This window comes from bacterium (assembly GCA_022616075.1).
Classification (GTDB): domain Bacteria; phylum Acidobacteriota; class HRBIN11; order JAKEFK01; family JAKEFK01; genus JAKEFK01.
Genome location: JAKEFK010000201.1, coordinates 1 through 15,019 on the forward strand (window position 1 = coordinate 1; position 15,019 = coordinate 15,019).

The 15,019-nt window shown below is 49.1% G+C and carries 15 protein-coding genes; 8 read left to right on the forward strand and 7 right to left on the reverse strand.

Annotated elements, in window-relative coordinates:
* Positions 1-116 precede the first annotated feature (116 nt).
* Positions 117-1,844, forward strand: coding sequence for a bifunctional metallophosphatase/5'-nucleotidase (locus L0156_15940; protein ID MCI0604485.1), 1,728 nt, complete (start codon positions 117-119; stop codon positions 1,842-1,844).
* Between the two features lie 11 nt (positions 1,845-1,855).
* Here L0156_15940 and L0156_15945 read toward each other — a convergent pair whose 3' ends face one another.
* Both L0156_15945 and L0156_15950 read right to left on the reverse strand, forming a co-directional pair.
* The gene (locus L0156_15945) at positions 1,856-3,295 is read right to left on the reverse strand and encodes a glycosyltransferase family 39 protein (GenBank protein ID MCI0604486.1); all 1,440 of its coding nucleotides are present in this window, start codon (positions 3,293-3,295) and stop codon (positions 1,856-1,858) included.
* A 267-nt stretch (positions 3,296-3,562) separates the two neighbouring features.
* Complete coding sequence (locus L0156_15950) at positions 3,563-4,270, reverse strand: lytic transglycosylase domain-containing protein (GenBank protein ID MCI0604487.1); 708 nt, start codon at positions 4,268-4,270, stop codon at positions 3,563-3,565.
* Positions 4,271-4,463: 193 nt separating this feature from the next.
* Here L0156_15950 and L0156_15955 point away from each other — a divergent pair, with 193 nt between their 5' ends.
* Genes L0156_15955 through L0156_15975 form a run of 5 tightly spaced genes read left to right on the forward strand, consistent with a single transcriptional unit; the run spans position 4,464 to position 9,522 of the window.
* Positions 4,464-4,910, forward strand: a complete 447-nt coding sequence (locus tag L0156_15955; protein ID MCI0604488.1) for an Rrf2 family transcriptional regulator — start codon at positions 4,464-4,466, stop codon at positions 4,908-4,910.
* A gap of 38 nt (positions 4,911-4,948) precedes the next feature.
* Positions 4,949-5,944 carry a sulfate ABC transporter substrate-binding protein gene (locus L0156_15960; GenBank protein MCI0604489.1) on the forward strand — a complete coding sequence of 332 codons (996 nt, stop codon included), beginning with the start codon at positions 4,949-4,951 and terminating at the stop codon, positions 5,942-5,944.
* Between the two features lie 3 nt (positions 5,945-5,947).
* Positions 5,948-6,793: a sulfate ABC transporter permease subunit CysT gene (gene cysT / locus L0156_15965; GenBank protein ID MCI0604490.1), complete on the forward strand. Its 846-nt coding sequence runs from the start codon at positions 5,948-5,950 to the stop codon at positions 6,791-6,793.
* Positions 6,790-7,635 (forward strand): sulfate ABC transporter permease subunit CysW, encoded by an 846-nt coding sequence (cysW, locus tag L0156_15970; protein MCI0604491.1) that lies wholly within the window; start codon positions 6,790-6,792, stop codon positions 7,633-7,635. Before cysT ends, cysW begins: the two co-directional genes overlap by 4 nt.
* 3 nt (positions 7,636-7,638) lie before the next feature.
* Positions 7,639-9,522, forward strand: coding sequence for an ATP-binding cassette domain-containing protein (locus tag L0156_15975; GenBank protein ID MCI0604492.1), 1,884 nt, complete (start codon positions 7,639-7,641; stop codon positions 9,520-9,522).
* A gap of 79 nt (positions 9,523-9,601) precedes the next feature.
* Here L0156_15975 and L0156_15980 read toward each other — a convergent pair whose 3' ends face one another.
* The 4 genes from L0156_15980 to L0156_15995 form a co-directional block, all read right to left on the reverse strand.
* On the reverse strand, positions 9,602-10,450 hold the full coding sequence (locus L0156_15980; protein ID MCI0604493.1) for an ABC transporter permease: 849 nt from the start codon (positions 10,448-10,450) through the stop codon (positions 9,602-9,604).
* Positions 10,447-11,361 carry an ABC transporter ATP-binding protein gene (locus tag L0156_15985; protein ID MCI0604494.1) on the reverse strand — a complete coding sequence of 305 codons (915 nt, stop codon included), beginning with the start codon at positions 11,359-11,361 and terminating at the stop codon, positions 10,447-10,449. Before L0156_15985 ends, L0156_15980 begins: the two co-directional genes overlap by 4 nt.
* 63 nt (positions 11,362-11,424) lie before the next feature.
* Positions 11,425-12,591 carry a hypothetical protein gene (locus L0156_15990; GenBank protein ID MCI0604495.1) on the reverse strand — a complete coding sequence of 389 codons (1,167 nt, stop codon included), beginning with the start codon at positions 12,589-12,591 and terminating at the stop codon, positions 11,425-11,427.
* Between the two features lie 2 nt (positions 12,592-12,593).
* Positions 12,594-13,121, reverse strand: coding sequence for a sigma-70 family RNA polymerase sigma factor (locus L0156_15995; protein ID MCI0604496.1), 528 nt, complete (start codon positions 13,119-13,121; stop codon positions 12,594-12,596).
* Between the two features lie 100 nt (positions 13,122-13,221).
* On the opposite strand from L0156_15995, the gene L0156_16000 reads away from it, so the two are divergent.
* Both L0156_16000 and L0156_16005 read left to right on the forward strand, forming a co-directional pair.
* Positions 13,222-13,374 carry a hypothetical protein gene (locus tag L0156_16000; protein MCI0604497.1) on the forward strand — a complete coding sequence of 51 codons (153 nt, stop codon included), beginning with the start codon at positions 13,222-13,224 and terminating at the stop codon, positions 13,372-13,374.
* A 63-nt stretch (positions 13,375-13,437) separates the two neighbouring features.
* Positions 13,438-14,397, forward strand: coding sequence for a ChaN family lipoprotein (locus tag L0156_16005; GenBank protein ID MCI0604498.1), 960 nt, complete (start codon positions 13,438-13,440; stop codon positions 14,395-14,397).
* A 253-nt stretch (positions 14,398-14,650) separates the two neighbouring features.
* Here the strand turns inward: L0156_16005 and L0156_16010 are convergent.
* Positions 14,651-15,019 (reverse strand): hypothetical protein (locus L0156_16010; GenBank protein MCI0604499.1); only part of this gene is annotated, 369 nt, incomplete at its 5' end.

Below are 15,019 nucleotides of genomic sequence, written 5' to 3' on the forward strand. Positions count from 1 at the left end.
CGGTTTAATATCCTATTGAGAAAATTGTGCCCAAAAAGCAAGAAGTTCAACGTGAGTAGTACACAGTTCATTTGCCTGCTCTCGTTGTCTCCTCAGTTTTCGTTATAATATTCAGGATGAGTTGCCGGCGAAGCTACGTACTCCTTTTTTGCATGTTCCTTTTCCTGTTCGCCTGCAGACAGGAAAAACAAACCGGACCGCACGCTCAGCCCCAAGGCACCTCCTATAGCAATTCCGAAGGGATTGTCGTTGTTGCGACAAACGATTTTCACGCCGCACTGGACCGCGCGGAAGGTCTGGCATCTGTAGTCCGCGACCTTCGCAAAAAATATGGGGAGCGTATGGTTTATCTGGACGCAGGAGACCAATTCCAGGGGTCGCTTGAAGGAAATTTCAGCAAAGGAAAAGCCGTCGTGGAGTTTTTTAGCTTAATCGGATTGGATGCCGCGGCGATGGGAAATCATGAACTGGATTACGGCCCGGATGTGCCGCAAAGGGTGACTGTTCGCAAAGGGGAAGATGGCATGGGCGCTTTCAGAGAGCGCATCAAAGAAGCGAAGTATCCCTTTCTATCCGTAAACCTGATTCTGGATCCTGTTGTCAAGTGCGAAACAGGTCCGAATTGTAATGCGCTTGGCCAGCAAACAGTTCTTCCCTCTTCCGTGATTCTGGCAAAAGGGGAACAGAAAATCGGGGTCATTGGCGCAACAACGGAAATCACGGCGAATATCACGAATCCGGACTATCTGAAAAACAAACGCTTTGAGCCTCCCGCGCCTGCAATCATTGCGCAAGCAAAATGGCTCCGCGAAAAAAAGAAGTGCGATTGGGTTCTGCTTGTCATCCATGAAGGTCTCCGTTATGAATCAGACGGAAAGACTTTGAAGGATACCGCGCTGTATTCGGTGATCAAGGAGCTGCCCTCGGGTATTGTTGATGCAATTGTAGGCGGTCACAGCCATATTCGCGTGCAACAGGTTCTCGGGGGTTTTCCTCTGATCCAAACTGGAATCAGCGCGCAAACCGTCGGAGTCATGCACTTAAGCAGGAACAACGGCAAAGTTCAGGCCAGGTTTGAACCTTTTATAACCGTGCCGGATACAGCTGTGGCGTTTGACGTCACGAAACGATTGCTTCCTTATCGCCAAATGGCTTTGAATTTCAAGCGGCGGTATGTTGCGAAAACCACGGCGCCCTTCCCGCAGGATAAAACTGCGGAAAGCGCACTCGGAAACCTCATGGCTGACGCCGTGCTGTACGCAGCTCAGAGGCAAGACTCGGCGAATTTTTCATTGATGAACGCTGGAGGAATTCGCAGCAATCTTCCGGAAGGCACCGTGACTTATGACAACATTTTCAAACTGATGCCTTTCAGTAATAATCTGGCGATTGTTGATATCACAGGAAAGGAACTGCTTTCGCTGCTGGAAATTTGTTTCAGCGGAGTTCTCGGACCGCCGTCCATTAGCGGCTTAAAAGTGGCAACCATGAAAATGCCTCCGGGACAACCAGGTCCCTGGAACCGTGATCTTAATCAAGATGGGAAACGGGAAGATTGGGAACGCGACTTGCTCGTATCCGTAAAAGATGCCCGCGGAATGCCGATCGATGAAAAGAGAACCTATCGCCTCGCGACCAATACCTATCTGGTAGAAGGCGGCGATTTTCAGCATTTTGTGTACGACAAAATTCCTGCGTCCCGCATCCACATCCATCATGAATTATTCATTCGTGATGTGCTTGCAGATTATTTCAAGGCCCAATCTCCCCTCGCCCCCGCTCACTATTTTACGGAAAACAAAGCGCGTATTTCGTACGTGAAACAGCCTGCTTCCGGTTCATGAATTAAAGCGAGTTACTTAATCCTCTCCCACCGCACTGATTGAATCAGAGCCCGGTCATCGTACTGATTCGGGCCCTTCAACGGAGCCAGCTCAATGAGAATCAACCAGATCTCCTTCCGGTCGTACGCTTTCATAATTGTTTCCCGCAAACCCGCGGCATCGCGCGCAAAAACTCTTTCGGACTTCGCAGGATTTAAAGAATTCTCCAGAAAAAATGTGCGAAAGACATGTGGATCACCGCCGATCAGGATCAATGCGTTTGTTCCAACACCTCTGGCTTTCACAAGATCTAACAACTCTCTGGATTGTCCGTGATAAACCTGCCTGTGATAGTCCATCTGCTGAGGCAACGTAGATACCAGAGGGTAGAGAAACAATAAGGCGAGCAACAGCGCGGTTTTTCTCCCGGTAAAACGCTCGATCCAACTTCCGAGAATTTGAATAGATCGCGCAGCAAGTATCGCGAGGAAGCCAACAGCTTCGTAAATATAACGCGGACCCGCATAGACAATGTCTCTGTAGTAATAAAAAGAATAGGCAAAGAGCAAACCAAGAAAGCAGAGAAACAAAAGGAAATCCAGTTTCCACTTCTTGTGAGGAAATAGGATCGGAACAAAAATCAGCAGGTCAGGCCAGGGCCATCCCCACAGAGTGTGATTCAGATTCGAAAAATACCAGGGAACATTTGAACGAAAGTAGTGAAACAACGAGCCTCGAAACTGTGCGTCCGCATCATAGGAGTATCCGGTGTGAAAGAAACCGCCATAGAGCAAATAGTTGTAAATGCAAAACAGGACTAACAATGGAATTGAGCCGGCAAAAACTTGCCCTAGCATTTTCTTTTTCTGTTCCGCATTCCAAAAGGCCCACAACAACAAGGGGAGCAGCAAAGGTGGGGCCGTGTAAGGACGGATCGTAAATGCGAAAGCTCCTAGAATGCCCGCTATCAGATAATCATTGCGCCGGCCGCGAAAAAGGAAAAAGACGCACCATATGGCAAAGCACAAGCCAGATTGATGAGCCATGAATCCTGCTCCCATCAATAACACAAAGGGTGAGGTGGCAAACGCGATGACAGCCAGAAGCGCAGTCCTGTCATCGAAAAATTGTTTTGTGACCTTGAAAAGACCGATGATCGAAATGCCAAGCAGGAGTGGATTGATCAACCAGGGAGCGCCGATCCACCAGCCGGGCGCGAGCAACAGAGGCCAACCAGGGGGATACAGAGTGCGCCAGCGTCCTGACTCGCGAAGTATGTGGTCCCATCGCACGGTAAAAGCTTCCGGAACCGAAGGAGGTTCCACCCATAAACGACCTGCCGAAAGAATGCGGCCTTGATAGAGATAAGCAAGCTCATCCGGAATATGCGGAATTAAACCGAGCACACTCCAACATAGCAGGGCGCTTGCAATCGTGCTTGCGATGGCAATCAACAGAACGATCCGGTTCATTGTACGAACTAGCTTAAGTGACTCTGTTGTATTATCAAAGAGCTATGAAATCATTCTCGATTTTGATTGCAGTTTTGGTTGCTTCTCTTCTGTACGCGACCTGGGCGCCTGCTGTTTTGCGGACATCAACTTGATGCGAGCAATCGAAACGGATCTTGTTTCCGTTGTTTGAAGAGGCTTTTCGCCGTTCGCTCCAGAAAAGAGTAAAAAAGAAACGTGGAAAAGTCTACAAACAGGAATAGCTTTAATACCGCCAAGACGCCAAATTTAGAAGGAAAGATTAATCGTTTCTACCGCGCCCTCTTTCGGTTTCTGCGTTGTGAAATGAACGTTGCCGTTGCTGTCCATGTATTTGTAAATGGTTTTCGGAGGTTGCACTTTAGCCTGCAACATTACACCGGAAGCGTAGTCTGATTTTCCGTAGAGTGTGAGCACTTTACGAACATAATCTTGCGTTTCCGTGTAACGGGGAATTCCTTGAAAGCGCTGGACTGCTCCTTCCCCGGCATTGTATGCGGCGACCGCGAGAGGCAGATCGTTGTTGAAAAGTTGCAGCAGGAATTTGAGATACTGCACGCCACCATGGATGTTTTCATTTGGATCAAAGATCTCTTTCACGCCGAATCGCGCAGCTGTAGCAGGCATAAGCTGCATGAGACCGATTGCTCCTGCATGCGAACGCGCATTGGATTGGTAAGCCGATTCGACCTGAATCACAGCTTTCACCAGATCAGCATCTACATTGTATTTCGCGCAGACCTGTTCAATCATGGGAGCGTAATCACCGGCTTTCTTCGAATACGTTAGAGGCACCGGCTTGCCGGCAGTCAATTTGAATTTGCTCTTAATAACTTTGGGAACGGGGTTGAAAAAAACTTTTCTGCCCTTTTCATCGATTCGAACCTGAATTTCTGCGCTTACTTGCGAAGCCGCAAAAAGGATCACCAGGAAACTGAAAGAGATGAGGAATCTCATTTTTTGGGAAGAACCTCCAGTAAAGACAATCTCGCGTGCACCGTGACATGAACTTATGTAAAAAAGCTCCATTGTCAAGGTTTCAGAAGAAATTTTGTAAGATTTTTTTGTGATTGTTTGTAGCGTGAGCAACCACACTTATCTGCAGTAGCTTGACATTTCGAATAAACTCTATAAAGTCGATAGAGATTATATGATAACCAGGAAAACCAAGTATGCTCTTTCTGCTCTGGTGCATCTTGCGCGAAAGGAAAAGATGGGTCCGGTCTTGATTTCCGATCTTGCAGAGCAGGAGCGCATCCCGAAAAAATTCCTGGAGCTCATTTTGCTTGAGCTAAAAAGACATGGCATTCTGCAAAGCAAAAGAGGTAAAGGGGGCGGCTATGCACTGGGACGTCCGTCAGAGTTAATCCGGCTCGGTCAGGTTATTCGGCTCCTGGATGGTCCGCTTGCACCGATCCCATGCGTGAGCGAAACAGCATATCAGGCTTGCGAGGACTGCGCCGACGAAGCGGACTGCGGCATTCGTCTTGTGATGAAGGAGGTTCGTGATGCCACAGCAAGAATTCTGGATAATACAACGCTTGCCGACGTCGTCATCGCCACAGCGAGGAGAACTAAAGATACTCGAAAACGTTGAATACTCTACTGCATAGATAGACTGATGGATTGGGAGAAATGATAAAAAAGTTTCTTTATTTAGCCTTGTTTTTTGTCGGATACGGTTTAGCAGCTGAAGCTGCGGAAATCACAATCCTGAATGCATCGTACGACCCCACTCGCGAGTTGTACCAGGAGTTCAATCAGGCTTTTGGGAAGCACTGGAAAGCCAAAACAGGCAACAATCTGGCCGTCAACCAGTCGCACGGCGGCTCAGGAAAACAGGCACGCTCTGTCATCGATGGCTTGCAAGCAGATGTTGTAACACTCGCGCTCTCTTATGACATTGATCAGATTGCAAAGGCAGGTTTGATTAAAGCCGGTTGGCAAAAACGACTGCCGGACAACTCTTCACCGTACACCTCCACCATTGTGTTTCTGGTACGCAAAGGAAATCCAAAAGGAATCAAAGACTGGGCAGACCTCGTTCGACCCGGCGTGTCGGTCATCACACCGAACCCCAAAACGTCCGGTGGCGCCCGTTGGAGCTACCTGGCTGCATGGGCCTACGCGCTGAAAAAATCGAACAACGATCAAGCGAAGTCCAAAGATTTCATAGCAAGAATGTTCAAGAATGTGCCGGTACTCGATACAGGCGCTCGCGGTTCTACGATCACTTTTGTTGAAAGAGGGATTGGCGACGTTTTACTTGCATGGGAGAATGAGGCGTTTCTTTCCGTAAGAGAGCTTGGGAAGGACAAATTTGAAATCGTGGTTCCTTCCATCAGCATTCTGGCGGAACCTCCCGTCACAGTCGTTGACAAGATTGTAGATCAGCGTGGGACTCGTGCAATAGCTGAGGAGTATTTGAAATATCTCTACTCGGATGAAGGTCAAAAACTGGCTGCAAAACACTATTACAGACCGCGCAAAACGCAGGCCGCCGGCGGAGTCACCTTCCCAAAAATAAACCTGATTACCATCGATCAATCATTCGGTGGATGGCAAAAAGCGCAAGATGTACACTTCAAGGACGGCGGTCTGTTCGATCAAATTTATCAACCTGGCAAATAAAGAATGAAAGCGTTCGCTGCCGCGGCTCAACGTTCCGTGCTTCCAGGATTTGGCTTGACGATGGGCTTCACGCTCCTGTATTTGAGCCTGATTGTGCTGATTCCATTGTCAACACTTCTCCTGAAAACGATGTCGCTGAGCTGGGCACGTTTTGGGGAAATCATGATGTCTCCACGAACGGTGGCGGCATTCAAGATCAGTTTTCAAACTGCGTTTGCTGCGGCAGTTGTGGATTTGATCTTTGGAAGCATTGTCGGGTGGGTGCTGGTGCGCTATCGATTCGCAGGCAGGCAATTGATGGATGCGCTGGTGGATCTTCCTTTTGCGTTGCCCACGGCGGTTGCCGGAATTGTGCTGACCACTCTTTTTTCTCCGAATGGATGGCTCGGCCGTTACTTAATTCCACACGGCATTGAAGTCAACTATACGCCACTTGGAATCACGATCGCTCTCGCGTTCATCGGATTGCCTTTTGTGGTCAGGACGATCCAGCCGATCCTTTCGGAAATGGATCCTTCGAGTGAAGATGCTGCGGCAACCATCGGAGCAAATCGGCGTCACATCCTGGCACGTGTAATCTTTCCAAAAATCTGGCCCGCGATGGTGACCGGTTTCACGCTCGCTTTTGCCAGGGGGCTTGGAGAATATGGCTCGATCGTTTTCATTTCGGGCAACATTCCGCTGAAAACGGAAATCACTACGATTCTGATTGTGGGCCGGTTGGAAAACTACGATTATGCAGGCGCTACAGCCCTCGCTTTCAGTATGCTGGTCCTTTCCTTTCTACTTTTGTTTCTGATCAATTTCCTACAGGCACGCTCTCGAAAAAGAATTGAGGCTTTTGGATGAGAATACTGAACAACCGGAGCCATCTATCGGAACCAGCTCCTGTAAGATGGTTATTGATTGCTATTGCTTTTCTTTTCCTCGGTCTCTTTCTTGTCATACCGCTCGTAGCCGTATTTGTAGAAGCGCTGAAGAAGGGCTTTGAACTTTACCGGGCTGCTATAACGGAACCTTATGCTGTGGCTGCGATCAAGCTTACATTATTGACCGCAGCCGTTTCAGTTTTTTTTAACATGTTATTCGGAATCGCGGCCGCGTGGTCCATCACCAAATTCAATTTTCGCGGTAAAAGCGTTTTAATCACGCTCATCGACTTGCCCTTCGCAGTTTCCCCCGTCATTTCGGGAATGGTCTTTGTGCTGCTCTTCGGCATGCAAGGATACCTGGGTCCCTGGTTGAGTGCGCACAACATTCGCGTCATTTTCGCGACCCAGGGCGTGATTCTGGCTACCATCTTTGTAACGTTTCCCTTTGTTGCGCGCGAGTTAATTCCGTTGATGAAAACGCAGGGAAAAGAAGCCGAGGAAGCGGCGCTTGTGTTTGGCGCAAGCGGATGGCAAACTTTTTTCCGCATAACGCTACCTAACATCAAGTGGGGATTGCTTTACAGTTTGATACAATGCAACGCTCGTGCTATGGGAGAATTCGGCGCCGTTTCCGTTGTTTCAGGGCATATCCGCGGTCAAACAAATACTTTGCCGTTGCATGTGGAAATTCTGTATAACGAGTACAATTTTACGGCGGCGTTTGCGGTAGCCTCTTTGTTGACCTTACTCGCCGTTATCACGCTGATTCTAAAGAAAGCGCTTTCGTTAAAAACGGGCCGAAAGGAAATTCTTGTCTAATCCATGTCAATCATACTGACCGATCTTTCCAAAAAATACGAGAACAACCTCGTGGTCAATCGGGTTACAATGACGGTTGAAAACGGGGAACTCTTCGTTCTACTCGGCGCGAGCGGCAGTGGAAAAAGCACCATTTTGCGAATGATTGCCGGCCTCACGCGCCCCAACAGCGGAAAAATTGAGCTTAATGGTAAAGATGTGACCAACATTCCTCCGCAGCAGCGTGGCACCGGATTTGTTTTTCAGAATTATTCGTTATTCCAGCACATGACTGTTGCTGAAAATGTGGAATTCGGGTTGCGAGTCCGGAAGGTTTCTGCGGCAGAACGCCGGAACCGCCGTGAGGAATTGTTAGAGCTTGTTGGTCTCGGCGGACTGGGGAATCGATATCCGAATCAGCTTTCCGGCGGCCAGCAACAGCGAGTTGCTCTCGCCCGCGCGCTTGCTTACAGGCCCGCAGTTTTGCTTCTGGATGAACCGTTCGGGGCGCTGGACGTAAAAATCAGGAGTCAATTGCGCAAGAACCTGAAAGAAATACACCGCAGACTCAATCTAACTACAATATTAGTAACACACGATCAAGAAGAAGCGTTTGAGCTGGCCGACCGGATTGGTGTCACCGATCGCGGAAACCTGATCGAGATCGGGAGCCCGGAAGAACTCTATCATCGTCCAAAAAAAGGATACACCGCGAACTTTGTCGGAGGCAAAAACGTGTTGATCGGTCGCGTCAACGGCGGTGTGATCCATCTTGGCTCAACTTTGCTGCCGGTTCCGGAACGGTTACGAGCCGCGACGGGAGCGCGGGTGCGAATCCTCTTCCGTCCAGAAACCGTATTGCTGCAGTCTGAACCATTTGCTCCCAATAGTGATGTTTCCGTTCTTGGTCGCGGAAAGGTAATCGAACGGGTTTTTGCGGGCTCCTTTCAGAAATTGGCCCTGGAGGTGGAGCGTCCGCAAGGCATTCGACTGTACGCAGGAGAATTTGGCACGGAAAAAACAATCTACATTGAAGCGGTTCGTCCCAGTGAGCTGGATCCTCAGACGAATATAGAACGAGGCCAGATGCTCTGGATCGGATTCACAAAATATCATGTGCTCGAAGCAGCCGGGCCAAAATTGTTGCTCTGTATCCCCGATTCCCCTGTGGCGGCAGCGGTCGCGGATTTCGGATGCCATCTGGCTGAAAAAGCCGGGTTGCCGGCAACGCTTTTTTCTGTTGCTGATTCACAGGAAGAAATTCCTCAGGCAAAAGAGAAACTGGAAAAGATTCAGCACAAATGGATCGATCGTTTGCCGCGTTTGGAACTGAAAGTTCGGAGCGGATCGAGTGATGATGAGATTCTCGCAGAATCGCAGGAAGGATATTACGACCTGGTCATATTAGGGAGAAAGGAAATTAGCACCTTGATGCCAAGAGCAGTTTTAGGTAGACACGTGCGTCGTCTTCTTGAAAGAGGTATTCCGGTGGTGATCGCAACTCAGGATAGACAGCTCTCCCATATCTTGATTTGCAGCGCGGTTGGTGAGCCCGGGAAAGCCGATGTCCGGATCGGCGGCCGTCTTGCAAGATTAACCGGAGCGAATGCTACAGTTTTGCACGTGCGCAGAGAAGGGGAACCGGAAGATCAATGGAAACGAAGCGAGCGGCATCTCCAACAAGCGCTCTCCACTTTGCAAACTTTCGGTGTGAAAAGCGATAGCATGATCGGCAAAGAACCCGCAGTCGAATTCATCGTGGAGCAGGCAAACACAGGCAACTATGATTTGATCGTAATAGGAGCGCCGCCGCCTGGAACATCTTCAAGGTTCCTTTTGCATGATGCCGCAAGTAATATCGTAGAAGGAAGCTCACTTCCCGTTTTGATCGTCCCTATGGTGGAATAGGTTTTAACCGCCAAGACGCCGAGGTCGCCAAAATTAAAAAATATTCTTAACTTGGCGTCTTCGCGCCTTGGCGGTTGTATTAAAGGTCTCGTTTGCTGAATTGACGGATTGCGATCACCAACATCACTGCAACATAGAAGACGGCATAAATCACCATCGCGGGATTGGGAACAGACACTGCCGCAAAGGGACCAGCGGCAATTCCCAGAGATCGAATCACGGTAGAAGTCACCTCATAGGCCGCACGCTTCCAGATCGCTTCAGATGGAATAATCAAACTTGAAAGAATGCCAACATTGACAGCTGTTTGATTTTTCAATGCACTACCAATTTGCTCAACCCACCCACCTATGAATCCAATTCCATACAGTCCAAACACGATTCCGCCGGTTGCAAGAGTAGAAAACATGGAGCTGCAGGCAAGGCTCACACTCATGATCAGAAGACTCGCCAGGTAGATCAAAGACAGGCCTGCGGCAACGTGCCGCACATGGTAACCGCTGACAAAGTAAACAATTGCCAGAACTCCACCGGCCATGAGCAACAGATAGATGGCGAGCAATGCGGCAAAACCGAGCCATTTCCCCAGAACGATGTCCGGCCGCCTCAATGGCTTTGATGCAATCGTTTGAATGGTGCCGGAGCTGATTTCTCCCGCAAGCGTATCTGCTGAAATCAGAACGCCCATTGCGATGGTCAGGAAATTCACCGCGTACAAACCTGCGGTTGTAAGAAAATTGAACATCTGGTTGCGTATCAAAGTTGCATTTGGACGGCCGCTTTCTGAAACAATTTCCTTATGGATGAAATGAAATCCGACTCCATACAAAATCAAAAACAAAACGCCAAGCACAAATGCAGCAACCGCGATTCGTCTCCTCATCGATTCCAAAAAGGTCAGCCGGGTGATTACCAACGCCTGCATCATAATCCCGCATCCTTACCAACGATCCGTAAGAAGAGCTCTTCCAGGTCGATTCTTTCTGGAATCACGGAATAAATTTGCACATTTTGCTGAACAAGGTAGCGCGTAATTTCAGGGAGAAGAGTCTCATCCGCAATTCTCAGAGTGATCTTGTTGTGATTCAAGGTGGTCTCTTCACTCCATCGTTTTAAACCTTGCATCATCTCGTCTTTAATTCCCGAAGCTCGAATGGACACGGTAGTTTGTCCGGAAGATAACTTTTTCAGTTCGTCTACGCGCAGAACTTCACCATGTTTGATAAAGGCAACGCGATCGCAAGTAATTTCAACTTCACTCAACAGATGAGAATTCAGGAAGATGGTTGTTCCTTTGTCGCGCAGCTGATGAATGATATCGCGGACCAGACGCCGTCCTGCTGGATCGAGACCCGATGTGGGCTCATCCAGAAACACGATACGCGGGTCATTGATCAGCGCTTGCGCCAAACCAATCCGCTGGAGCATTCCCTTCGAATACGTTCGAAGTTGTTTTTGCACGAAATCAGACAAACCAACAAGAGCCAGCAATTCGCCGATACGTTTCTGAAGCGGAGCGGATTGAATCCCGTAAAGGTTTCCGTGGAGATTCAGGAATTCTCTTCCGGTTAGCCATTCATGGAAACGAAAATGCTCCGGCAGAAATCCAACTTTTGAGCGGAGCGATGGATCGCCCATGGGAGAGCCAAAAAGGAAAGCCCGGCCGGAAGTCGGTTTGGCGAGACCGAGCAGCATTTTCAGTGAGGTTGTTTTGCCGGCGCCATTCGGACCAAGAAAACCGAATGCCTCCCCTTCCCGCACTTGAAGAGTCAAACCACGAACGGCAACTTTTTCTCCGTAAACCTTGCGTAGCTCTGTCGTCTCAATCGAAAACGTCATGAACAATGTACCGCGGACGTCCCGTCCGCGGAGATTGCGGGCGGGACGCTCGCACCACTCTGCTTAAATCGAATTTGCGATTGACAATGCTTCTTCTACAGTTCCCTGCCCCATCAAAGCGTAAAGAATCCCATCGCGAATCCACAATAGATTGTAAGCTGGAATCTCGCGGTCATGGAGCTCGCGGGAGACAAACAAATTTCCCTTTACGCCATTCACATCCACTTCCAGGAATTGCATACGATGATCGACAGGCAATGGAACCACAAGAGTGCTCGTCCAGTCAATGGATTCGCTGAATTTTCGCGCCTGTTCGTCGCTCAAACCAAAAAGTTTCAACATTTCTGTTCCAAGCTGTACAAGATCCAGATTAGGAGGCGCGACCACTGTCGGAGAAGGTAGCTGCGCAAGAACTTTGCATTCCTGAAAATCCTGACGTCCGGCTCCTGGATTTTCTTTGCGTGCTTCTTCTCGCAGATCCGGGCATTTTCCAAAGAAGGCTGTAACTGAGGATGGAACATTGATGCGAATCATTTCTCCATCTAGATCTTCCGGAATTCGGATATCGGTACGTCCTGCATCATCCAGAATTCCTTGCAGGCGTTCCACATCGATGGTGAAGGAAACATCCACAGCCGGATGAACATGAATTTGAGCAGCATTTTGGAGCGTACCCGGTAAACGAACGCCGAAGCCTGCCACGCGCGCCGCATCGTTTGCGGACGGAACGATCTGGAGTTTGCCTCGTTCGACCACTTGAGCATTGTCCGAAAATAATTGCTCTATTCTGCGCTCTGAATCCGAACCGAACAAGTCATCCTCAAGCCGTTGCAGATTAGCGGGATCGATTCGAATGACGGCAATTTGTTGAACGCGAAACAGGCTCAGAAACTCCGTCGCCCACGCGCGCACCGGCCTAAAATTCAAACCGGCAGCAAGAGCAACAATCGCAATCGCTGCAGCCCACGCCGATTTCGATTTCCACTTGCGAGCTGGCATCTCAGTCTGCCGCGCTTTAAGCTTCGCAAACAGAGCCGCACCATCAACCACTGGATCGGCTGGCTTAAGCACGTCCAATCGTGAACGGTTCGAATTTGCGCGCGTCCTGATTTCAGCAAAAAAGTCGTTGCATTGCGCACAATCGTGCAGATGTTGTTCCGCATTACGGAATTCTGATTCGGACAATTCCTGATCTAAATATGCCTGCAAAAAATCTTTAGATAAATGCATGATTAGCCTCCCAGATAGATTCGTTCAAATTCCTTCTGAGCTCTGCTGAGCAGCGTTCCGATGGAGTTCGGGGATACTCCGATTGCTTCGGCAATTTCTTTGTAGGAGAAACCCGAATGATGCAGCACAAGAATCTCTGCATTCCGTTCGTCCATTTTGCGCAAGACCGCATGAACTCTCATTTGTTCGCGGGCGCGCTCCACTTCTTGCAAAGGATCCGAGGCTCCTCCCGCAACATACAACGCTGCCTTCTCTTCGTAATGGCTGCGCCGTTTCGAAGCGCGAAGAGCGTTATAACCGAGCCGCGTGGCTACGCGATAAAGCCAGCCGGCCGCCTGATCCTTGTTTTCCGGAGGACGCCGGAAGTAGCGCAGAAAAGTTTCGACCGTCAAATCCTCCGCCTCCATCTTTTCTCCTGTAAGCCGGTACAACACTGCATAAACTCGCTTGTAATTCTGTTGAAAGAAGACCTCAAATTCGTCCTCTTCTCGCGCCTCGTTGATCCATGTTGCTGTGGCTTTTTCTCTCATCAAGCTCTCACCTTATACAACACCTGTGGAACGAATTTTGTGACAAAAGGAAATCATATATCACTTGAAGTTTTCAGGTCCGTGAAATAGTGTTTAAGTAATGATTCGTAAACTAAAGTCCGGCAAATACCGGCTTTATTCGCGTAAGAAAGATCCTAAAACCGGGAAACGGCGTAATCTGGGGACTTTCAGCTCTCGTGCCGCCGCTGAAAAACATGAACGCGCCGTTCAGTTTTATAAACATCGCGGCTAACAATCAGCTAATATCCCCTTTTGAAAAGCAAAACATACGTCAAAACATACGTTATGATGATCAGTGGTGGAGAAAGGCCAACTTTCTAAATTGATTCTGGTTTTTCTGCTTTTTATTCCGATCCCGTCCGCAGTTGGGCAAGAGAGATATGCCTTGGTCGAAGGTATTCTTGCGGCATGGAAGACAGCCGATGTTGTATGTCTGGGGGAAGACCACGGCCGTCAATACGATTCTGATCTTCGCATCACGCTGGTTCGCCATCCGGCGTTTCCGACCACTGTCCGGGTGATCGTGATTGAGTGGGTGAATCCAATTCATCAGGACTTGCTCGATCGGTTCATTCTGGATGGGGTTCTTCTATCTCGTGAAGAGCTCGCACCAGTTTGGCGAGACGCGAGCGGTGCAGAAGTCTGGGAAAGTCCAATATATGAGCAGTTTCTTCGCGCCGTCCGCGAGGTGAACCTTGCTCTTCCCCGGGAACAGCGCGTACGGGTGCTCGGTGGTGACAGCAAGATCGACTGGTCTCGTATCACACATGCCAAGGAGCTCGCTCCATTACTGAATCGAGGAGGGAATATCCGAAACATCATCGCAGAACAGATACTCGAACCGAAAATTAAAGGATTAGCGATCTATGGCGCGCGGCACTGCGACAAGATTGGTGGTGGTTTTCCCGGAGATCTTTCCGGCAAATACGCCAAAGATCGGATGTGGTCAATTGAGCCTTTCGTCGGTACCGAAGGTGCCCTGCAGGGTAAGAAAATCTTTGGTCTTGGCGATGATCCTGCGTATATTGTCGTTACAGGGACAAAATGGGCTTCACTCGCGGCCGGTCAAATCCTGGCGGTTGAGCCAAAATGGACCATGGGCGATATTCTTGATGCCGCTGTCTTTCATGGCAACGTTCCAGACAAGGTTGTTGCTGCTGATCTTACCGAACTCAAAGCCAAGTACGGCCAAGAATTCGAAAGGCGGCGCAAGCTCATGGAAGAGGCGTTTAAGCTTTGGCAGCAGCGCCGGTAAGGACTCACTCATGAAGTCGTATCTCATTACAACTTGCGCAGTCTTTGGCCTGCTTACCATCGCTCATATCTGGCGGATTTTTGTTGAACCGCATTTGGCTAAGAATCCTTGGTTCATCCTGATCACCATCATTGCAGCAGTCCTAAGTCTTTGGGCTTTTCGCTTGCTTTGCATTAAAAGAGTATCCGGGTGAAGATTTCATCGTGTTGACAGACCCTGATGACAACCTCTTCTGTGTGGTCCAGGTTAATACTTAACCCTTATCCTTCCGGACTTTTTCTCTTGCCGCTTCGTAGATTCTTTCCATCGTGCGAAGGAAATCTTCCTCGCCGCGCCAGAATGGAAAGGAGCCGAGCCGCTGCAGAATTGCAGGTCTTGCGGGTTTTGGCGTTTCCGCAGATATCACAGGAATTTCTTTGAGACGTGGGGCCTTCCAGAATTGATGTGGATCTGTGGGGAGCGGTTCGGATTGTTGAAAATCAAATAATTCTACCTGCTTTTGGGAAGTTAATTGTTCTTTTTTGATTCCTCTCAAATGTAGCAACAAGAATGGATCTCTTTCCAGCTCTTCCGAGATCAAATAGTAGACTGCAGCAATGTGTTTGCAAGGATTTCCATCATC